Source organism: Nocardiopsis sp. NPDC049922 (assembly GCF_040660275.1).
GTDB lineage: Bacteria > Actinomycetota > Actinomycetes > Streptosporangiales > Streptosporangiaceae > Nocardiopsis.
Genome location: NZ_JBFAME010000016.1, coordinates 102412 through 121101, shown reverse-complemented (window position 1 = coordinate 121101; position 18690 = coordinate 102412). Strand labels below are relative to the sequence as shown.

Annotated in this window: 18 protein-coding genes; 10 read left to right on the top strand and 8 right to left on the bottom strand. The window is 74.1% G+C overall.

Annotation, left to right across the window (positions count from 1 at the left end; translation table 11 throughout):
• Positions 1-491 precede the first annotated feature (491 nt).
• Positions 492-1232 carry a class I SAM-dependent methyltransferase gene (locus AB0I72_RS24215; RefSeq protein WP_358572500.1) on the top strand — a complete coding sequence of 247 codons (741 nt, stop codon included), beginning with the start codon at positions 492-494 and terminating at the stop codon, positions 1230-1232.
• Between the two features lie 49 nt (positions 1233-1281).
• Here AB0I72_RS24215 and AB0I72_RS24210 read toward each other — a convergent pair whose 3' ends face one another.
• Entirely contained in the window at positions 1282-2139 is an 858-nt protein-coding gene (locus AB0I72_RS24210) for an SDR family oxidoreductase (RefSeq protein ID WP_358572498.1), read from the bottom strand.
• Positions 2140-2254: 115 nt separating this feature from the next.
• On the opposite strand from AB0I72_RS24210, the gene AB0I72_RS24205 reads away from it, so the two are divergent.
• The 5 genes from AB0I72_RS24205 (at position 2255) to AB0I72_RS24185 (ending at position 6908) form a co-directional block, all read left to right on the top strand.
• A complete protein-coding gene (locus tag AB0I72_RS24205) occupies positions 2255-2644 on the top strand; it encodes a helix-turn-helix domain-containing protein (protein ID WP_358572496.1) in 390 nt (129 codons plus the stop codon).
• Between the two features lie 98 nt (positions 2645-2742).
• Positions 2743-3540 carry a siderophore-interacting protein gene (locus tag AB0I72_RS24200; RefSeq protein WP_358572494.1) on the top strand — a complete coding sequence of 266 codons (798 nt, stop codon included), beginning with the start codon at positions 2743-2745 and terminating at the stop codon, positions 3538-3540.
• Between the two features lie 98 nt (positions 3541-3638).
• A complete protein-coding gene (locus AB0I72_RS24195) occupies positions 3639-3959 on the top strand; it encodes a hypothetical protein (protein WP_358572492.1) in 321 nt (106 codons plus the stop codon).
• A 131-nt stretch (positions 3960-4090) separates the two neighbouring features.
• Positions 4091-4567, top strand: a complete 477-nt coding sequence (locus AB0I72_RS24190) for a YbaK/EbsC family protein (RefSeq protein WP_358572490.1) — start codon at positions 4091-4093, stop codon at positions 4565-4567.
• Positions 4568-4586: 19 nt separating this feature from the next.
• On the top strand, positions 4587-6908 hold the full coding sequence (locus AB0I72_RS24185; RefSeq protein WP_358572488.1) for an FdhF/YdeP family oxidoreductase: 2322 nt from the start codon (positions 4587-4589) through the stop codon (positions 6906-6908).
• A 54-nt stretch (positions 6909-6962) separates the two neighbouring features.
• Here the strand turns inward: AB0I72_RS24185 and AB0I72_RS24180 are convergent, their stop codons facing one another.
• Positions 6963-7835 (bottom strand): EamA family transporter, encoded by an 873-nt coding sequence (locus AB0I72_RS24180; RefSeq protein ID WP_358572486.1) that lies wholly within the window; start codon positions 7833-7835, stop codon positions 6963-6965.
• A gap of 68 nt (positions 7836-7903) precedes the next feature.
• Here AB0I72_RS24180 and AB0I72_RS24175 point away from each other — a divergent pair, with 68 nt between their 5' ends.
• Positions 7904-8773: a LysR family transcriptional regulator gene (locus AB0I72_RS24175; RefSeq protein WP_358572484.1), complete on the top strand. Its 870-nt coding sequence runs from the start codon at positions 7904-7906 to the stop codon at positions 8771-8773.
• A 15-nt stretch (positions 8774-8788) separates the two neighbouring features.
• Here the strand turns inward: AB0I72_RS24175 and AB0I72_RS24170 are convergent, their stop codons facing one another.
• Both AB0I72_RS24170 and aroQ read right to left on the bottom strand, forming a co-directional pair.
• Positions 8789-10135, bottom strand: a complete 1347-nt coding sequence (locus AB0I72_RS24170) for a TIGR01777 family oxidoreductase (protein WP_358572482.1) — start codon at positions 10133-10135, stop codon at positions 8789-8791.
• 68 nt (positions 10136-10203) lie between these two features.
• Positions 10204-10659 (bottom strand): type II 3-dehydroquinate dehydratase, encoded by a 456-nt coding sequence (gene aroQ / locus AB0I72_RS24165; protein WP_358572480.1) that lies wholly within the window; start codon positions 10657-10659, stop codon positions 10204-10206.
• Between the two features lie 146 nt (positions 10660-10805).
• Between aroQ and AB0I72_RS24160 the strand changes: the two genes are divergently transcribed.
• Positions 10806-12602 (top strand): acyl-CoA dehydrogenase, encoded by a 1797-nt coding sequence (locus AB0I72_RS24160; RefSeq protein WP_358572478.1) that lies wholly within the window; start codon positions 10806-10808, stop codon positions 12600-12602.
• Between the two features lie 124 nt (positions 12603-12726).
• Complete coding sequence (locus AB0I72_RS24155) at positions 12727-13500, top strand: hypothetical protein (protein ID WP_358572477.1); 774 nt, start codon at positions 12727-12729, stop codon at positions 13498-13500.
• Between the two features lie 16 nt (positions 13501-13516).
• On the opposite strand, the gene AB0I72_RS24150 is transcribed toward AB0I72_RS24155, so the two are convergent.
• The 4 genes from AB0I72_RS24150 to rpmG form a co-directional block, all read right to left on the bottom strand.
• A complete protein-coding gene (locus AB0I72_RS24150; protein WP_358572475.1) occupies positions 13517-15907 on the bottom strand; it encodes a lysylphosphatidylglycerol synthase transmembrane domain-containing protein in 2391 nt (796 codons plus the stop codon).
• Between the two features lie 170 nt (positions 15908-16077).
• Complete coding sequence (rpmF, locus tag AB0I72_RS24145) at positions 16078-16248, bottom strand: 50S ribosomal protein L32 (RefSeq protein WP_358572472.1); 171 nt, start codon at positions 16246-16248, stop codon at positions 16078-16080.
• 54 nt (positions 16249-16302) lie between these two features.
• Entirely contained in the window at positions 16303-16545 is a 243-nt protein-coding gene (locus AB0I72_RS24140) for a type B 50S ribosomal protein L31 (protein WP_358572470.1), read from the bottom strand.
• Between the two features lie 20 nt (positions 16546-16565).
• Positions 16566-16730: a 50S ribosomal protein L33 gene (rpmG, locus tag AB0I72_RS24135; protein WP_358572468.1), complete on the bottom strand. Its 165-nt coding sequence runs from the start codon at positions 16728-16730 to the stop codon at positions 16566-16568.
• A 177-nt stretch (positions 16731-16907) separates the two neighbouring features.
• Here rpmG and AB0I72_RS24130 point away from each other — a divergent pair, with 177 nt between their 5' ends.
• Entirely contained in the window at positions 16908-18677 is a 1770-nt protein-coding gene (locus AB0I72_RS24130; RefSeq protein WP_358572467.1) for an alkaline phosphatase PhoX, read from the top strand.
• The last annotated feature ends 13 nt before the right edge of the window (positions 18678-18690 follow it).

Sequence of the window (18690 nt, the reverse complement as noted above, 5' to 3'; positions counted from 1 at the left end):
GCACGCCGAACCTGCGTCTTCGCTGGTCAGACACGTTCCGTAAACCGCTGGAAACACTAGGAGACGAAACTCCGAGGGCACAAGCGATCCGTGGTTATTGGCGGAGAACTCCTGGATCGCAGTGCCCGTTTCCCCGTCCCAATTCCGAGAAACGGAGGCGGAGACGCCACGCATTCTGGTCGCACCCCCATCCTCGACGAACCGAGCAAAGCCACTATGACCTGCGACTTCGCATGATCGACACCCACGGGACACCAGGGGATCACAAGACTCAGGATTGACCGTTTTGCACTGAATATCAGGACATAGACCTTGCTTATGGAAGGGATGCACCACGGGTTTTTGTCCGCTGTGAGAAACGCACTTCCGGCCAATACGCCCTCCACATCCGAATACGGCAGGAACGACGCGAACACCACCCGGCTCCGACGGGGAACCGGGGCCGGGAAAACCGGGTGCGCCCGCGCGGGCGGCGGAGTTAGGGTCCGAGCATGGAACATGACGACGGCTGCTTCGGCGAGGACGTGGCGGCGACCTACGACGAGGACTCGGCGGAGATGTTCGCGCCCGCGGCGGTGGATCCGGCGGTCGACCTCCTGACGGAGTTCGCGGACGGCGGCCGGGCGCTGGAGTTCGGGATCGGGACGGGACGGATCGCGCTGCCCCTGGCCGGGCGGGGCGTCCCCGTGCACGGGATCGACCTGTCACGCGCGATGGTGGCCCGGATGCGCGCCAAGCCCGGCGGCGAGGCGGTCGGCGTGACGATCGGCGACTTCGCCACGGCCCGGGTGGAGGGGACCTTCTCCCTCGCCTACCTGGTGTTCAACACGATCAACAACCTGACGACGCAGGACGCCCAGGTGGACTGCTTCCGCAACGCCGCCCGCCACCTCGCGCCCGGCGGACGCTTCGTCATCGAGGTGGGCGTCCCCGACCTGCGCCGACTCCCCGAGGGGCAGGAGGCGGTGCCGATGCACGCGAGCCCCACCCGCTGGGCCTTCGACCGGTACGACGTCGCCACCCAGTCGATGAGCTCGAACTACGTGGAGGTGGTCGACGGGCGCGGCAGCTACCGGTCGTTCCCGTTCCGCTACGTGTGGCCCGCCGAACTCGACCTCATGGCCCGGCTCGCCGGGATGCGGTCCGTCGCCCGGTGGGACGGGTGGACGCGGGCCCCGTTCACCGGCGCGAGCCGCCAGCACGTCTCGGTGTGGGAGAGGACCGCCGACTGACGGCGCGCGCTCGGCGCCCACCCCCACCCGGTGGGCGGGACCCGCGGCGTCAGACGAGGGCTCGCAGGGACTCGACCAGCGGCGTGGTCGGCCGGCCGATCAGCCGGGCGAGCTCGCCGTTGGTCCCGGCCAGTTCGCCGTCGCGTGTGTTGCCGTCCAGGGCGACCACGAACCTCGCGGTGCCTTCGTCCAGACCCGCGCCGGTGAGCTCGGCCAGGTGCTCCTCGGGGGTGACGTTCCGGGCGGCCACCTCACGGCCCAGGACCTCGGTGAGGGCGGCGGCCAGCTCGTCGAGGGTCCAGGCGCTGTCACCGGACAGTTCGTGGACCGCGCCGACGTGCTTGGCCGGGTCCCGCAGGACGACGGCCGCCGCGGCGGCGTAGTCGCGGCGGGCGGCGCTGGCGACGCGACCCTCCCCCACGCTGGCCACGACGGCCCCCGTCTCCCGCGCCTGGTGGAGCTGCTGCTCGTAGTTCTCGTGGTACCAGCCGTTGCGCAGGATCGTGTACGCCAGGCCCGACGCGGTGAGGATCTCCTCGGTCGCCTTGTGCTCGGGTGCGAGCACGAGGCTCGTGGTGGTGGCCCGGGGCGCGCTGGTGTAGACGAGGTGGCCGACCCCGGCGGCGCGGGCGGCCTCGATCGCGTTGCGGTGCTGCTCCACACGCCTGCCGATCTCGCTGCCCGAGACCAGCAGAACGGTCCCGGCGCCCTCGAAGGCCGCCTTGAGCGAGGCGGGGTCCTCGAAGTCGATGCGGGCGGTGGCCACACCGCGCTCGGCGAGCGCGGCCAGCCTCCCGGCGTCGCGCCCGGCGGCGGTGATCCGGTCGGCGGGGTGACCGGCGGCGAGGAGTTCCTCGACGACGAGGCGGCCCAGGTGTCCGGTGGCACCGGTGACGACGACGCTCATGGTGTGGTCCTTCCGTGGACGGACCGGGCGGTTCCCGGTCGCTGTCTGGTGGCAACCGGGCACTTCGGCGGTACATTCCAAAAGTCGGGTACCCACCTTTTGGTAAGCTAGAGACATGCACGACGACGCACGGTCCCCCGACGCGCGGCCCCGCGGCCGGGCCCTCTCCGCCGACTGCCCCTCCCGCCGACTGCTGGGCGACATCACCAGCAAGTGGGGGGTCCTCGTCCTGGTCTCCCTGCACGGCGGACCCCGGCGCTGGAGCGAACTCCTGCGCGGCATCGGCGGCATCAGCGAGAAGATGCTCGCCCAGACCCTGCGCACGCTGGAGGGCGACGGGATCGTCCTGCGCGAGGCCCGACCCGTCGTTCCGCCGCACGTGGAGTACCGCCTCACCGACGCCGGACGCGAGGTCACCGACCTGCTCCTCCCCCTGTTGAACTGGGCGGAGACCCATGTGCCGCTGGTGGTCGGCGAGGACGGGACGCCGGCCGGCGCGAGGTAGGACGGCGGCACCCCGTATCGACGAGACGGATTGGTTAGGCTAACCTAACGACGCGCGGCCGGTGGTCGGTCGCGTCCCCCGTTCAGGAGAGAGGCCCCGTGCGCGTCGAACAGCCCAGCCACCGCGCGATGCTCCGGACCCGTGTCGTGCGCACGGAGCGGACCAGCAAGAACTTCGTCACCGTGACGCTCGGCGGTGAGGACCTGGCCGACTTCCCCTACCTCGGCCGCGACCAGTTCGTCCGGATCTTCCTGCCGCGTGAGGGCCAGGACCAGCTGTACATGCCCTCCAGCACCGGCCGCCGGTGGGTCGTCCAGCTCTACGCGATGTCCAAGAGCAGACGCCCGCACGTGCGCAACTACACCGTGCGCCGGTACGACGCCGAGCGGTGCGAGCTGGACATGGAGTTCGTCGACCACGGCGACGCGGGCCCCGCCTCCGCCTGGGCCGGCGCCGCGCGCCCCGGCGACGAGATGGGCATCCTGACCGAGGGCGTGTACTACCAGCCGAGCGCGGGCACCGACTGGCACCTGCTCGTCGGCGACGAGAGCGCCGTCCCCGCCCTGGTGTCGATCCTGGAGCAGGCCCCCGACGACCTGCGCGCCCAGGTCTACCTGGAAGTCCCCTCCCAGGACGACGTCCGCGACCTGTCCGCCCCGCCCGGCGTGTCCGTGCACTGGCTCCCCCGCACGGACCCGCACGCCGTCCCCGGCGTCCTCGCCCTGGAGACCGTCCTGGCCGCCGACCTGCCCGAGGGCCGCCCCTACTGCTTCGTGGCCGGGGAGAACGCGCTGCCCACCGGGCTGCGGCGGCACCTGGTCCGCGAGCGGGGCGTGCCCAAGGCCGACATCACCTTCATCGGCTACTGGCGCCACGGCCGCGCCGCCATGGACTGACCGTTCCCGGACCCGCCCACCGAATCCCGCGGTTTCCCCACACCGCGCGGCGTCCTGGGCGACAATGGCCCGAGTCGAGGTGGATCGGGGGACCAGGGATGGAATCCTTCAACGGCGCCGAGGACCCGGAGCGCGCCGAGCACATCCAGGCGCGTGCCAGGGCGGCCTCGCTCCTGCCGGGGCTCGTCGCGGCCGAGGCCGAGCACGAGCTTCCCCTGGTGGAGTGGCGGCTGGGCCCGCGCGGATCGCTGCTCGGCACGGTTCCCGGCGGCGCGGAGGCGGCGCGCGCGTGGGCCGACTACTTCGGCGCCCCCGTGCACGACGTGCCGGATCCGGCCACCGGAGCGCCCACCCCGGAGGTGGCCACCGGCCTGGACGACTACCGGGGCGTCACCGTGGTGGTGCGGTCGCGGCTGTGAGGCCGCGCCCCGGTCCCCGCGTCCGGACGGCGGCCGAGGATCGGGCCGGGAGCGGCCCCGGTCGCGTGGTAGAACGGGGGCGCGCGGTCGTCGCGGCCGTGCGCACACCGACACGAAGGGACGGTGCACCCATGGCCGAGGGGCTCGCGGAGCGCAGCCGCAGGGTCGCGGAGGCACTGGAGGGCGTCGGCGCGCGGGGGGCCGTGCGCGAACTCCCGGCCTCGACGCGCACCGCGGCGGAGGCCGCCGCAGCCCTGGGCTGCGAGGTGGGCGCGATCGCCAACAGCCTGGTGTTCATGGCGGACGAGCGCCCCCTGCTCGTCATGACCAGCGGGCGGCACCGGGTCGACCCCGCGCTGCTGGCCGAGCGCCTCGGGCGCCAGCGCGTCCGCCGCGCGACCGCCGAGGAGGTGCGCGCCGCCACCGGCCAGGCGATCGGCGGGGTCGCGCCCCTGGGCCACCCGGCGCCGGTCGAGACCGTGGTGGACACCGCCCTGGAGGACTACCCGCGGCTGTGGGCGGCCGGAGGGACGCCGAACACCGTCTTCCCCACCGACTTCGCGGAACTGGTGAGGATCACCGGCGGTACGCCCGTCGCGGTGAACTGACGCAGCGACCGGTGCGACAATGAGGGGTGTGACACACCAGCGCCCCGCACAGCCCGACCCCGCCCAGGACTCTCCCCGGGTGGGACCGCCCAAGAAGAGCGCCGTCGGCCTGCCCGCCGTCATCAACAGCGTCCGCCAGGTGGGCGAGCACGCCGGGGTCCGGCGCGGAGTGCCCGCCATGCTCGCCGTGAACCAGAAGCGCGGCTTCGACTGCCCCGGGTGCGCCTGGCCCGAACCCGAGCGGCGGCACAGGGCGGAGTTCTGCGAGAACGGCGCCAAGGCGGTCGCCGAGGAGGCCACGGCCAGGGCGCTGACCGCCGAGTTCTTCGCCGAGCACTCCGTCCCCGAGCTGGCGGAGCGGTCCGGCTACTGGCTGGGCCAGCGGGGCCGCCTCACCGAGCCCCTGTACCTGGCCGAGGGCGCCGCCCACTACGAGCCGGTCACGTGGGACCGGGCCCTGGACCTGGTCGCCGAGGAGCTGCGCGGACTGGACTCGCCCGACGAGGCCGTCTTCTACACCTCCGGCCGCACCAGCAACGAGGCCGCGTTCTGCTACCAGCTCTTCGCGCGGGCTCTGGGCACCAACAACCTGCCCGACTGCTCGAACATGTGCCACGAGTCGTCCGGGTCGGCGCTGACCGAGACCCTGGGGGTCGGCAAGGGGAGCGTGTCCCTGGCGGACATCCACCAGGCCGACCTGATCATCGTCGCCGGACAGAACCCGGGCACCAACCACCCCCGGATGCTCAGCGCCCTGGAGCGCGCCAAGCGGTCCGGCGCGCGGATCATCACGGTCAACCCGCTCCCCGAGGCGGGGTTGCGCGACTTCCGCAACCCGCAGACCGCGCGGGGGCTGATCGGGCGCGGCACGGAGCTCACGGACGTGTTCGCGCAGATCCGGCTGGGCGGTGACCTGGCGCTGTTCTCGGCGGTGAACCGGCTCCTGCTGGAGGCCGACCGGCGCGGGGAGAAGGTCCTGGACCGGGCGTTCGTCGACGCGCACACGCACGGGTTCGAGGAGTTCGCGAAGGAGCTGCTGTCCGAGCCGGAGGAGGAGTTCTGGCCGCGCGTGGAGCGGGCCACCGGGCTGGACCGGGAGCTGGTCGAGCGCGTCACGCGGATGGTGACCGAGTCCGAGCGGATCGTGGTCTGCTGGGCGATGGGGCTGACCCAGCACAGGCACTCGGTGCCCACCATCCGCGAGGTGGTCAACTTCCTGCTGCTGCGCGGCAACGTCGGGCGGCCGGGCGCGGGCGTGTGCCCGGTGCGCGGGCACTCCAACGTGCAGGGCGACCGCACGATGGGGATCTTCGAACGCCCGACGGACGCGTTCCTGGACGCCCTGGGGGCGGAGTTCGGGTTCGAGCCGCCGCGCGAGCACGGACTGGACACCGTCGACTCCATCCGCGCGATGGCACAGGGGCGGGTGCGGGTGTTCTTCGCGATGGGCGGCAACTTCGTGGCGGCCACGCCCGACACCCTCGTCACCGAGGACGCGATGCGCCGGGTGGGGCTCACGGTGCACGTGTCCACCAAGCTCAACCGGTCGCACGTGATCACCGGATCGCGCGCGCTGATCCTGCCCGCGCTGGCCCGCAGCGACCGCGACCTGCGCGACGGCCGCCCCCGCTGGGTGACGGTCGAGGACTCCATGGGGATGGTGCACGCCTCCCACGGGGTGTTGCCGCCGCTGTCGGAGGGCATGCGCTCGGAGGTCGACATCATCCGCGACCTGGCGTCCCGGGTGCTCGGCGAGAGCCCGGTGGCCTGGTCGGAGCTGGCCGACTACGACCGGATCCGCGACCGCGTGGAGGCGGTCGTGCCGGGATTCGACGACTTCAACGCCCGGGCACGGCGCCCCGGAGGGTTCACCCTGCCGCACGCGCCGCGCGACGACCGGCGGTTCCCCACCGCGACCGGGCTGGCCAACTTCACCGTCAACGGACGCTACGCGCCGGAGGTCCCCGAGGGGCGGCTGCTGCTGCAGACGCTGCGCTCGCACGACCAGTACAACACGACGATCTACGGCCTGGACGACCGCTACCGGGGCATCCACGACGGGCGCCGGGTGGTGCTGGTCAACCCCGAGGACGCGCGGGAGCTGGGCCTGGTCGACGGCGCCTACACCGACATCGTCAGCGAGTGGGCTGACGGCGTCGACCGGCGCGCGCCGCACTTCCGGGTGGTGCACTACCCGACCGCGCGCGGGTGCGCGGCGGCCTACTACCCGGAGACCAACGTGCTGGTGCCGTTGGACTCGACCGCCGAGGTGAGCAACACCCCGACGTCGAAGTCGGTGGTGGTGCGGTTCGAGGCGGACTCGGGGCGGCCGACGTCCTAGGCGCGGGCGACGGGCGGGCCGATGCGCGGCGGAGGCCCGCCAAGGCGCGGCCGGTCAGCGTCGGGTGGCCGCGACGGCGTTGGCGGCGACGATCACCGCCACCGCCGCCCAGGAGGCCGCGTCCAGGCGCTCCTGGAGCATCGCCATGCCCACCAGCGCCGCCAGCACCGGGTTCACGCTCATGAAGACGCCGAAGAACCGGGCGGGCACGCGGCGCAGGGCGAGCAGGTCCGCCAGGAACGGCACGGCGGAGGAGAGCACCCCGGCCGCCAGGGCGCAGGCGAGCGCGGCCCCGGTGGGCGGGTGGTGCCACAGCGCCACCGCGCCCACCGGCAGGTAGAGCAGTCCGGACACGGCCGCCGCCGTGGCCGAACCCTCCACGCCGGGCACGCGGGCGCCGACCTCGCGGTTGAGCAGGATGTAGCAGCCCCAGCAGACGGCGGCCAGCAACGCCAGGCCGACGCCGAGGTGGTCACTGCTGGGCTGGGGGCGGACCAGGACCGCGACCGCCCCCACCGCGGCCAGCGCCAGGGCCGTGTCCGACCGGCGGCGCGAGGTGGCCAGGGCGACGGTCAGCGGGCCGAGGAACTCCAGAGTGACCGCCAGGCCCAGCCCGACGCGGTCGATCGCCGCGTACAGCGACAGGTTCATGACCGCGAACACCACGGCCAGTCCCAGGACGGGGCGCCACTGCGCGGCGGTGAACGTCCAGGGCCTGGGGCGGCCGACGCCCAGCAGCACGACCGCCGCCACCCACTGCCGGACGGCCACCGTGCCCACCGGCCCCATGACCGGGAAGGCGAGCGCGGCCACGGACGCCCCGACCTGGTTGGACAGCCCGCTGCCGAGCATCAGCGCGATCCCGCCCCCGTGTCCGGTGGGCGTCGACCGTCCCGTGGCGACCGCGGCTGCTTCGTGTGTGGACATGCCACGACTCTCACCGCTCCCGGTCCATGCGCAAAATGCATCCGACGCACGTTCTATACGCTGGACGTATGGATGGGAAGTCAGATCTGGAGCTGCGCCACCTGCGCTGCCTGGTGGCGATCGTCGACACCGGCGGCTTCAGCGACGCCGCGCTCGAACTCGGGGTGTCGCAGGCGTCGGTCTCGCGCACGCTGTCGGCGCTGGAGCGGATCCTGGGCGTGCGCCTGCTGCACCGCACCAGCCGGGTGTGCACGCCGACCACCGCGGGGGTGCAGGTGCTGGCACGGGCCCGCCACCTGCTCGCGGAGGCGGACCACCTGCTGCACGAGGCGGCGACCGGCCACACCCGGCTGCTCGTCGGCCACGCGTGGTCGGCGATGGGCCGCCACACCGCCGAGTTCCAGCGCCTCTGGCGCGAGCGGCGCCCCGACGTCGAACTCCGCCTGGTGCGGAACAACTCGCCCACGGGCGGTCTCGCCGAGGGCACGTGCGACCTGGCCGTGGTGCGCACCGCCGTCGACGCCCGCCGCTACGACCAGGCCGTGGTGGGGCACGAGCCGCGCTACGTGGCCCTGGCCGCCGACGACCCGTGGGCGCGGCGCCGTTCGGTGCGCCTGGCGGAGATCCGCGAGCGCACGCTCGTGGTGGACCGGCGCACGGGAACCACGACGGTGAACCTGTGGCCGGAGGACGACCGTCCGGCGCTGGAGTACACGCACGACGTCGACGACTGGCTCGCCGCGATCTCCACCGGCCGCTGTGTCGGCGTCACGCCGCGGTCCACGGTGACCCAGTACCGCCGCGACGGGATCGTCTACCGGCGGGTGCGCGACGCCGACCCGGTGGCGGTGCGCCTGATCTGGCGCCGCCACGACCCGCACCCCGCCACCCACGCGGCGGTCGCCCTCCTGGCCGACCTGTACCGCGAACGGCGGTGAGCGCGGGAGGGCTCCTCAGCCGCGTCGGTGGCGGCCGAACAGGTGGGCCAGCGCGCCCTCCAGGTCGGGGTACCGGAACTCGTGCCCGGCGGAGCGCAGCCGGTAGGGGACCACGCGTTGGTCGGCCAGGGCCACCTCGTGGGCGCCCTCGCGTCCCAGGAGCAGCGCGGGTCCCCAGCCGGGGACGGGCAGCACGGCCGGTCGGCGCAGCGTGGCCGCCAGAGCGCGCGCGTGGTCGGCGCCGCGCACCGGGTTCGGGGCCACCCCGTTGACCGGTCCGGCCAGGTTCGCGTCCAGGACGGCGCGGACGTAGACGTCGGCGAGGTCGTCCACCCCGATCCAGGACAGCCACTGGCGGCCGTCCCCGACCCGTCCGCCCAGCCCGGCGGCGAACAGGGGGTACTGCAGCCCCAGCACGCCGCCCGCCGGGGTCTGCACGATGCCGGTGCGCACCTGGACGCACCGCAGGCCCGCCTCGGCGGCCGGGCGGGCGGCCTCCTCCCAGTCCGCGACCAGCTCGGCGAGGAAGCCGTCGCCGCGCGGACTGTCCTCGGTGAGGACCTCGTCGCCGCGCGCGGGCCCGTAGTAGCCGATCGCCGAGGCGCTGACGAACACACGGGGACCGTCGGCGGCCTCGGCGGCGACCTCGGCCAGGGCGCGGGTCGGACCGACGCGGCTGTCGCGCAGGGCCGCCCGGTGGGCCTCGGTGAACCGCCCGAACAGCGGCTCCCCCGCCAGGTGCACGACCGCGTCCACGCCGTCGAGCACGTCGGCGGCAGGGGACTCGGGGTTCCAGCGGCGCTCGTCCGGGGACTCCGGGGCGCGTCGGACCAGGCGGACCACCCGGTGCCCGCCGGTGGTGAGCAGCGCGCACAGGGTGCGTCCCACGAGCCCGCTCGCCCCGGTGACGGCCACGGTGACCGGGGCGTCGTGCCAGGCGCGGGCGCGCGCGTGGGCGGCGAGGTCGTCGGCGAGTTGGGCGTGCCGGTAGACGAACACCGGCCGCAGCAGCGTGTCCGGCAGGGTGGTGGCGACCCGGTCGGTGACCAGGGTGCTGTGGTCGGTCTCGGCGGTGAACGAGTGGACGTGCGTCCAGCGCAGCAGCGGCGCCAGGGGGCGGGAGACCAGGCGGTCGGCGAACCGGCGCGGGGGGTCGTAGCGTTCGGGCAGGTGGGCGGCGACCCAGCGCACCCCGCCGGGGAGGGCGAGGACGGTGGTGCCGTCGCTCAGGGAGTCGGCCTCGGAGACCGGGCGCAGCGGCTGCCAGGGCGGCGCGAGCCGGGTGAACGCCCCCGGACGGGTGTGCCAGTCGAAGACCTCGTCCCGTGGCGCGGGCACCACGCTCGAATACCGGAAGACCATGACCCTCCTCGCTCTCGCCCTGGGGCCACGCTAACCCGCCGGGGCCTCGGGCGGTGGGACCCCCGCCCCTACCGCGACCGGCGTTCGGCGTCGCGCCGCAGGACCGCGCGCAGCCCCAGTTCGTAGCCGAACACCCCGCATCCGGCGACGTAGCCCGCGGCCACCGGGGCGGTCACGGAGGTGTGCCGGAACTCCTCGCGGGCGTAGACGTTGGAGATGTGCACCTCCACCACGGGCGCCTCGACGGCGTCGATCGCGTCGCGCAGCGCGATGCCGTAGTGCGCGTAGGCGCCCGGGTTGAGGACCACCCCCGCCCAGTGGCGCGCGGAGTGGAGGTGGTCGACCATCGCGCCCTCGCTGTTGCTCTGCGCGCACACGACCCGCACGCCCAGCTCCTCGCCCAGCTCGACCACGCGCCGCTCGACCTCCTCCAGGGTGGTGGTGCCGTACTGCCCGGGGTCGCGGGTGCCCAGAAGGTTGAGGTTGGGTCCGTTGAGCAGCAGGACGGTGCGCGCGTCGGTCATGGGCGGGTTCTCCTCCAGGGTCGTCGGATGCCCTCAGCCTAGGGTGCCTCGGGGCCGCCCCGGCGTCCGGCGACCCCGGTCGGGGCAGCGTTCCCCGGAGCGGATACCATACCGACCAGTCGGTTGACATCGTTGAGGAGGCGGCCGTGGCATCCACCCTGTTGTCCGCGCGCGACGTGCGGTTCCTGCTGTACGAGTGGCTGGACGCGGAGTCGCTCATCGAGCGACCCCGGTACGCCGAGCACTCCCGCGAGACCTTCGACGCCGCGCTCGACCTCGCCGAACGGGTGGCCACCGATCACTTCGCCCCGCACAACAAGGCCGGCGACGCCGACGAACCCCGGTTCGACGGAGAGCGCGTCCACGTGATCCCCGAGGTCCGCAAGGCGCTTCAGGTGTACGCGGAGACCGGCCTGATGTCGATGTCCATGGACGCCTCCGTCGGCGGCGCGCAGATCCCCCAGGTGGTCGCCAGCGCCTGCAACGCCTACTTCCAGGCCGCCAACCTGGCCACCTCCGCCTACCCGTTCCTGACCGCGGGCAACGCCCGCCTGCTGCTGGCGCACGGCACCCCGGAGCAGGTCGACACGTGGGTCCGGCCCATGGTCGAGGGTCGCTTCACCGGCACCATGTGCCTGTCGGAACCGCACGCGGGCAGCTCCCTCGCCGACATCACCACCCGCGCCGAGGACGCCGGGGACGGCACCCACCGGATCTTCGGCAACAAGATGTGGATCTCGGCGGGCGACCACGAGCTCGCGGAGAACATCGTCCACCTGGTGCTGGCCAAACTGCCCGGCGGCCCGCCCGGGGTCAAGGGCATCTCACTGTTCGTCGTGCCCAAGTACCTGGTCGGGGCGGACGGGTCGATCGGCGAGCGCAACGACGTCGTCCCGGCCGGGCTCAACCACAAGATGGGCTACCGGGGCACGGTCAACGCGCTGCTCAACTTCGGCGAGGGAGCGCACACCCCGGGCGGGTCCCCGGGCGCCGTGGGCTACCTGGTCGGCAGGCCGCACGAGGGCCTGAAGTGCATGTTCCACATGATGAACGGGGCCCGGATCGGCGTGGGCGCGGGCGCGACCGCCGTCGGCTACACCGGCTACCTCAAGTCCCTGGCCTACGCCCGCGAACGCCTCCAGGGGCGCCCGCTCGGCGAGAAGGACCCGACCCGACCGCAGGCGCCGATCATCGAGCACACCGACGTGCGCCGCATGCTGTTGGCCCAGAAGAGCTACGTGGAGGGCGCGCTCGCCCTGGTGCTGTACTGCGCGCGGCTGGTCGACGAGACCGCCAGCGCCGGGAGCGACGCCGAGCGCGACCGCGCCCGCCTGCTGCTCGACGTGCTGACCCCGATCGTCAAGAGCTGGCCGTCCCAGTGGTGCCTGGAGGCCAACAGCCTGGCCGTCCAGGTGCACGGCGGGTACGGGTACACGCGCGAGTACGACGTGGAGCAGCACTACCGCGACAACCGGCTCAACGCGATCCACGAGGGCACGCACGGCATCCAGGCGCTGGACCTGCTGGGCCGCAAGGCGGTCCAGGACGGCGGCGCGCGGCTCCGGGTGCTCCTGGAGACCGCCGGGGAGACCGTCGCCCGGGCGCGCGAGCTCGGCGGCGCCGAGGCCGCGTTCGCGGAGCGCCTGGCCGGGGCCCTGGACCGGGTCGCGGAGGCCGCCGCCAGCGCGTGGGCGGACGGCGACCCCGCCGTGGCCCTGGCCAACGCGACCCCCTACATGGAGGCCGTGGGGCACGTGGTGGTCGCGTGGCTGTGGTTGGAGCAGCTCGTCGCGGCGCACGGCCGCGAGGGCGCGTTCTACGAGGGCAAGCGCGCGGCGGCGGCCTACTTCCTCCGGCACGAGCTCCCGCGCACCGGGCCGTGGTTCGACCTGGTCGCCTCGCGGGACCGCACGGTGCTGGACGTGTCGCCGGACGTGCTCTGAGGGGTCAGGGCCGCCTCGGCAACCGGATTTCTCCTCCGATTCCCGACATGGCGAAACCTCGCGTGTCCACTCCGCGTCGGACCGTGACGAGCACTCCTCGTCACCTCCCCGCAGAGAGGCCGCCATGCCTTGCCGACACCGCGTGTTCCTCCCCCTGCTGCCCCTGACCGCCCTCGTCGCGGCGGTCGGCTGCGCGCCCCGGCCGGACCTGGACGCCAGCGACCGCCTCGACGCCCTGCTGCTCGACGCCGACGCCTACCCCATCGGGTACACCGTCCAGACCCTCGACATCGACGACCTCGACGGGACGGCGGCGTCCGCGACGCCCTTCGACCGGGTGGAGCCCGCGGGGTGCGCCGACGTGCTGGACGGTGGCGCCGTGGAGCTGCCGGAGGAGGCCGTCGAGGGCGCCGGGCAGGTCGCCACCACCTCCGCGCCCTCCGCCCTGTACACCTACGTCCTCGTCTCGGGTGACTTCCCGGAGGACGCCTCCGCGGCCTCGGCGTGGTCCGACCTGCTCGACCGGTGTGCGGAGATGACGGTGGTCGCGGACGGGGTGGAGGCGCGCGGCGGCCTGACCGCGGAGGAGTCGCCGTTGCTGCCCGACGGCGGTGGGATGTTCTCGATGAGCCTGACCGGGGACGGGGTGGAGATGTCCTCCCGGGCCGCCTGGGGACGGGTCGGCGACGTGCACTTCGCCCTGACGTCCCTGGACCTGGACCCCGCCCCGGAGGTCTCGACGCCGGAGCTGGTCGACGCCTGCGTCGAGGACCCGGCCGACACCGACTGCGTCGAGGAACAGCGCGAGGAGCTCGCCGACCGGGCCCGCGCGGAGGCGGCGCGGGAGTTCGCGTCGGTGCTCTCCCGGGCGGTCGAGACCCTGGAGGAGGGGGTCTGAGCCGTCCGCCGGGACCTCAGACGGCCTCGCGGCGCTGGAGGTAGGAGAAGGCGCCCCAGCCGGGCAGGACCGGGAACCAGAACGTGAGCACCCGGAACAGCAGCACCGCGGGCAGGGAGACCGCCGCGGGAACCCCGGCCACGGTGGTCAGGCCGCCGATCAACGCCGCCTCCACCGCGCCCAGACCGCCGGGGGTGGGCGCCGCCGACCCGATCGCGTTGCCCGCCAGGAAGACCACCGCGACCGCGACCAGGCTGACCCCCGTCTCCGGTCCCGCGAAGGCGAGCACCGAGAAGTACAGGCACAGCACGAACCCCACGGTCAGCAGGACCGTCCCGCCCAGGCCGAGCGCCAGGCTGACCGGGCGCTGGAGGGTGTCCAACAGCCGGGGCAGCACGCCGCGCAGGTAGGGCCCGACCCGATCGACCACCCCGCGCCGCAGTCCGGGCAGCAGCAGGACCGCGCCGACGGCGGCCGTGCCCGCGATGCTGACGCCGATGACGGTCGGCGAGGGGGTGAAGCCCGTCCAGTACGAGGTGCCGGTCAGGTAGGCGCACACCAGCAGGAGCGGCACGTGCACGAGGAACCCCACCAGCTGGCTCAGGCCGACCGCCGACAGCGCCAGCGACGTCGGCGCGCCCGCCCTGACCACGAACCGGCTGTTGACCGCGATCGACCCCAGTCCGGCGGGCGCGGCGATCCGCACGAACGAGCCCGCGTACTGCACCAGCACCGTGCGCCACCACGGCAGCCGGATCGGGACGAAGCCGATGAGGACCATCGCGCCGGCGACCATGCACAGGGTCGCCGTGGCGAACGCCGCGGCGGTCCACCCCGGGTCGGCGTCGCCGATGCCCCGCAGGTCGACCCCGGCGAGCTGGTAGGCCAGGACCAGCCCGACGACGGTCGCCACGATGACGCTGACGATCGTGCGCGGGCGCATCCGCTCCAGCCGCGCGGGGGCGGCGGGCGCCTCGGGGGCGATCGCGACGATGCGCACCCGTAGATCGCTGAGCAGGTCCGACCGCCCGCGCACGCGCTCACGCAGGGGGTAGGGCAGCCCGGCGGCCTGGAGCAGCGGCAGGACGGCGGCGGTCGCGGGGACGCCCAGGGAGCGCACGGCCGAGGCGACGGCGCGCTCGGGCCCGACCCGCAGCGCGAGCAGCGTCACCATGGCGGCCGTGTCCAGGGAGGTCTTGAGCTGGTGCGCGGCGACGGCGCCCCGGTCGACCCCGGTCAGGGCCACGGTCCCGTGCTCGTCGTCGAGGACCCCGACGGCGGCCGGGCTGAGGTTGCCGTGCGCGATGCGGCGGCGGTGCAGCGCGTCCAGCGCCGACCAGCAGCGGTCGAGCAGGTCGTCGGTGAGGTCGGCCTCGTCCAGGGTGTCGAGGGTGCGGACGGGGAGGAGTTCGCGGGCCAGCATGACCGTGCCGGGGCCCAGTTCGCCGACGGCGAGGACGCGGGGGACGGTGACGCCCGCCGCGCGGGCCGAGAAGCTCATGAGCGCGGCGTGCTCGGCGCGGCGCCGCACCCCGTAGAGCATCTGGGGGGCGACGGGGCCGCGCAGGAGCAGCAGGTCGCGCAGCCTCCGCCAGAACCCCGCGGTGTTCTCCGAGCTCATGAGGGCCAGTTCGACGCGGGTGCCGTCGGCCAGGTCGGCGACGTGGCGCGGGTTGCCCTCGTCGTCGGTGCCCGCCTGGCGGATGTCGGTGGTGGTCATGCCGAACCGGTGCATCTCGGCGTGGATGCGGCCCTCCGCGCGCGGTGCGGGGCCCGCGCCGACGGCGTAGCGGGCCAGTGCGGCGCACACGAGTCCGACCAGGACCGTCAGCACGAGCGCGAGGACGCTGGTGACCAGGGCGAGCAGGGCGCACCCGGCCACGAGGACGACGCCGGTCCACAGCAGGGCCCGGACCCGGGGCTGGCCGGTGGGCATCGTGCGGGTGAAGGCGATGGCGGCGGCGACGTAGCCGAGGGTGGCGTTGGTGAAGACGTCGTCGGGGGTGCCGGTGAGGGTGTCCAGCACCTCCCGGGAGCCCAGGAGCGCGGCGAGCGCGGCGTTGATCAGCGACGCCAGGGCGTAGGCGCTGACCGCCGCCGTCACCGCGCGGGCCAGGTCGCGCATGCGGCCGTGCAGCAGGGTGCGCAGGACGACGAAGCACACCAGGACGATGAGCAGGAGGTTGGCGCCCACGGCGACGAGGAGGAGCAGCCCCAGGGGCAGCAGCGCGCGCAGTTCGGCCGGTCCGGTGACCGGCTCACCGTCGGAGAGGACGCGCACGGCGAGCAGGATCGCGGCGACGGCGAGCAGCCCGGCCGTGCCGACGAGCAGGTCGACGGGGCGGCGCGGGGCGCGCGCCGTGTGGGGGCCCGGGCTGGGGGCCTGCGCTTGGGTCGGGATGGTCACGCCCCCAGGGTGCCCGACCGGTGGTGGTCCGCCGACCACGTGAGGGGGCGTTTCGCGGTCGGCGTGCCGTTTCGGGCACCCTGGGGGCGCCGGGCGGACCGGATTCCGGCGGCGGGGCCCGGTCCGCCCCGGGACGGACCGGCCGCCCCCGCCGGGGAGGCCGGACTCCCCTAGCCCGGAGCGGGCAGCAGGCCGCGGCGGTAGGCCCGCACGAGGTGGCGGGGGACGAGGTGGTCACGGCCGCCGATGGTCACGGGGACCAGCTCGGGCCTGGCGGCCTTCCACTGCGCGCGGCGCGTGCGGGTGTTGGAACGGGACGTCTTCCGCTTGGGTACGGCCATCGGACGGTCCTTCCTGTGGGGTGCGGTGCGGGGGCCGTGCCCCCGCCCGTGCGGTCAGCGCTGGTAGCGGCGGTTGAAGCGCTCCACGCGTCCGGCGGTGTCCACCACCCGGGCGGTGCCGGTGTAGAACGGGTGGCTCGCGCTGGAGATCTCGACGTCGATGAGCGGGTAGGTCCGCCCGTCGGTCCACTCGATCGTCTTCTCGCTGACGGCGGTCGACCGGGTGAGGAACGCGAAGTCGGCCGCGCGGTCGCGGAAGACCACGGGGTGGTAGTCGGGGTGGATTCCGGGTTTCATGTCGCCTCCTGGCGGTGGGGTCAGCGTTCCTCGCGGAACTCGACGTGTCGGCGGACGCGCGGGTCGAACTTGCGCAGGACCAGGCGGTCCGGGGTGTTGCGGCGGTTCTTGCGGGTGACGTAGGTGTAGCCGGTCCCGGCGGTCGACCGGAGCTTGACGATGGGTCGGACGTCGTTGCGTGCCATGGATGCCTCCTTCGGGGCCCGTCGTTGGAACACAATGATAACCGTTTTCATTCCTGCTTCGTACGACACGCAGATCGGACACGACGTGCGCGTGATTCGACGCCGAATGTGCTTGTCTCATCACGGAAAGTAGGGTTCGGGGTCGCAGTGATGGCGCTCCGGGACGAGGAGAGGGCCATGGCTCACCACACGAACGACCACGCGCACCCCAGCCGCAGGACCGCCCTGCGCGCCGGTGCCGGGCTGGGCGCATTCGCCGCCGCCACACTGGCCGGGATCCCGTTCTCCCCGGCCCACGCGGCGCCGGAGGGCGGCGCCCGCGTGACCTTCACCCCCGTGCCCATCGCCCGCACCGACCGGGTCACCGTCCCGCGCGGCTACACCGCGCAGGTCATCGCCCCCTGGGGCGCGCCGCTGCACTCGTTCGGCCCGAAGTGGCGATCGGACGCCTCCAACTCCTCCGCCGAGGCGAGGCTCCAGGTCGGAACCGGGCACTCCGGGCTGCACTACTTCCCCGTCAACCCCAGCGGCGACGGCGCCCGCAGCGGGCTGCTCGTGATCAACCACGCCGCCGCCGACCCGGTGCTGCTGCACGCCGACGGCGGTCGCGCCACCACCCCCGAGCGCACCGCCAAGGAGATGGTCTCCCTGGGCGCGACGGTGCTGCGCGTCCGGTTCTCCAACGGCCGCTGGCGGGTCGTGGGAGCGGACGTCAACCGGCGCGTCACCCCGTCCTCGCACGTCACCTACTCCGGTCCCCTGCACGGGCACGACACCCTGGAGGGCGGCGCCGGGGCCCGCGGGATCCTCGGCGGGGCCGCGCACGCGGTCACCCCCTGGGGGACCTACCTGACCGGTGAGAGCACCCTCGCCGACGCCTTCGGCACCGAGGACCGGGGCTGGCGCCCCTCCCGCATCCACCGCTGCTACGGACTGGCCGCCGACGGGTCCCCCTACGGCTGGCACCGGCACGAGCCCCGGTTCGACCTGGCCGCGTCGCCGGACGAGCACTACCGCTTCGGGTGGACGGTGGAGATCTCCCCCTGGGACCCGGTCACGCCCCCGGTCAAGCGCACCGCCCTGGGACGGCTCGCGCTCAACGGCGCCGCGGTCACCGAGTCACGCGGCCGCGCGGTGGTCTACATGACCGATGACGCGCGCGTGTACAAGTTCGTGGGCGAGCGCCCGTGGCGGGAGGTGCGCACCGCGACCACCAGCCCGCTGGACGAGGGGACGCTCTACGTCGCCCGCTTCGACAGGGACGGCACCGGCCGGTGGCTCCGGCTCGAACACGGCCGTGACGGGCTCACCGAGGGATTCCACGACCAGGCCGACGTGCTCCTGAGGGCGCGCGAGGCGGCTCTCGCCGTGGGCGCGGGTCAGCTCCGTTCGCCCGGGCGGCCGACCGTGCACCCGGAGACGGGTGACGTGTACGTGCCGGAGGCCCGCGCGGACGGCGGCGGTCGGATCCTGACCTGGGCCGAGGGGGCGGGCGACGCCGGGGCCACCGTGATGAGCTGGCGCGAGTTCGCCCGACCGACCGCCGACGACGCCGACCGGGCCGCGTTCGCCGCGCCCTCCGGCGTGCACACCGGCGGCGACGGGCGGCTGTGGATCACGACCGACGTCGCGCGCCTGGGCACCGACGACCAGCGCGCCGCCCTGGGCAACAGCGCCCTGCTCTGCGCGGACCCCGAGTCCGGGCGGATCCGCAGGTTCCTCACCGGGCCGCGCGGCAGCGGGATCTCCGGGGTCAGCACCGCGCCCGACCAGCGGAGCCTGTTCGTGACCGTGATGGGGCCGGGGTGGTCGGGGTCGCCGCTGGGCGACCCGACGGCGGCCGACCCCGCGGCGGTGAGCAACTGGCCGGGCCGCGACCGCGACGGTCGGCCCCGCTCGGCCGTCGTGGTGGTGCGGCGCGAGGACGGCGGAATCATCGGGACCTGACTCCCCCTCGACG

What these genes read in the sequence shown, in the direction of transcription:
- AB0I72_RS24215 (WP_358572500.1), top strand. Translation starts at nt 492, where the DNA reads ATGGAACATGACGACGGCTGCTTCGGCGAGGACGTGGCGGCGACCTAC.
- AB0I72_RS24210 (WP_358572498.1), bottom strand. Translation starts at nt 2,139, where the DNA reads ATGAGCGTCGTCGTCACCGGTGCCACCGGACACCTGGGCCGCCTCGTC.
- AB0I72_RS24205 (WP_358572496.1), top strand. Translation starts at nt 2,255, where the DNA reads ATGCACGACGACGCACGGTCCCCCGACGCGCGGCCCCGCGGCCGGGCC.
- AB0I72_RS24195 (WP_358572492.1), top strand. Translation starts at nt 3,639, where the DNA reads ATGGAATCCTTCAACGGCGCCGAGGACCCGGAGCGCGCCGAGCACATC.
- AB0I72_RS24190 (WP_358572490.1), top strand. Translation starts at nt 4,091, where the DNA reads ATGGCCGAGGGGCTCGCGGAGCGCAGCCGCAGGGTCGCGGAGGCACTG.
- AB0I72_RS24185 (WP_358572488.1), top strand. Translation starts at nt 4,587, where the DNA reads ATGAGGGGTGTGACACACCAGCGCCCCGCACAGCCCGACCCCGCCCAG.
- AB0I72_RS24180 (WP_358572486.1), bottom strand. Translation starts at nt 7,835, where the DNA reads ATGTCCACACACGAAGCAGCCGCGGTCGCCACGGGACGGTCGACGCCC.
- AB0I72_RS24175 (WP_358572484.1), top strand. Translation starts at nt 7,904, where the DNA reads ATGGATGGGAAGTCAGATCTGGAGCTGCGCCACCTGCGCTGCCTGGTG.
- AB0I72_RS24170 (WP_358572482.1), bottom strand. Translation starts at nt 10,135, where the DNA reads ATGGTCTTCCGGTATTCGAGCGTGGTGCCCGCGCCACGGGACGAGGTC.
- aroQ (WP_358572480.1), bottom strand. Translation starts at nt 10,659, where the DNA reads ATGACCGACGCGCGCACCGTCCTGCTGCTCAACGGACCCAACCTCAAC.
- AB0I72_RS24155 (WP_358572477.1), top strand. Translation starts at nt 12,727, where the DNA reads ATGCCTTGCCGACACCGCGTGTTCCTCCCCCTGCTGCCCCTGACCGCC.
- rpmF (WP_358572472.1), bottom strand. Translation starts at nt 16,248, where the DNA reads ATGGCCGTACCCAAGCGGAAGACGTCCCGTTCCAACACCCGCACGCGC.
- AB0I72_RS24140 (WP_358572470.1), bottom strand. Translation starts at nt 16,545, where the DNA reads ATGAAACCCGGAATCCACCCCGACTACCACCCCGTGGTCTTCCGCGAC.
- rpmG (WP_358572468.1), bottom strand. Translation starts at nt 16,730, where the DNA reads ATGGCACGCAACGACGTCCGACCCATCGTCAAGCTCCGGTCGACCGCC.
- AB0I72_RS24130 (WP_358572467.1), top strand. Translation starts at nt 16,908, where the DNA reads ATGGCTCACCACACGAACGACCACGCGCACCCCAGCCGCAGGACCGCC.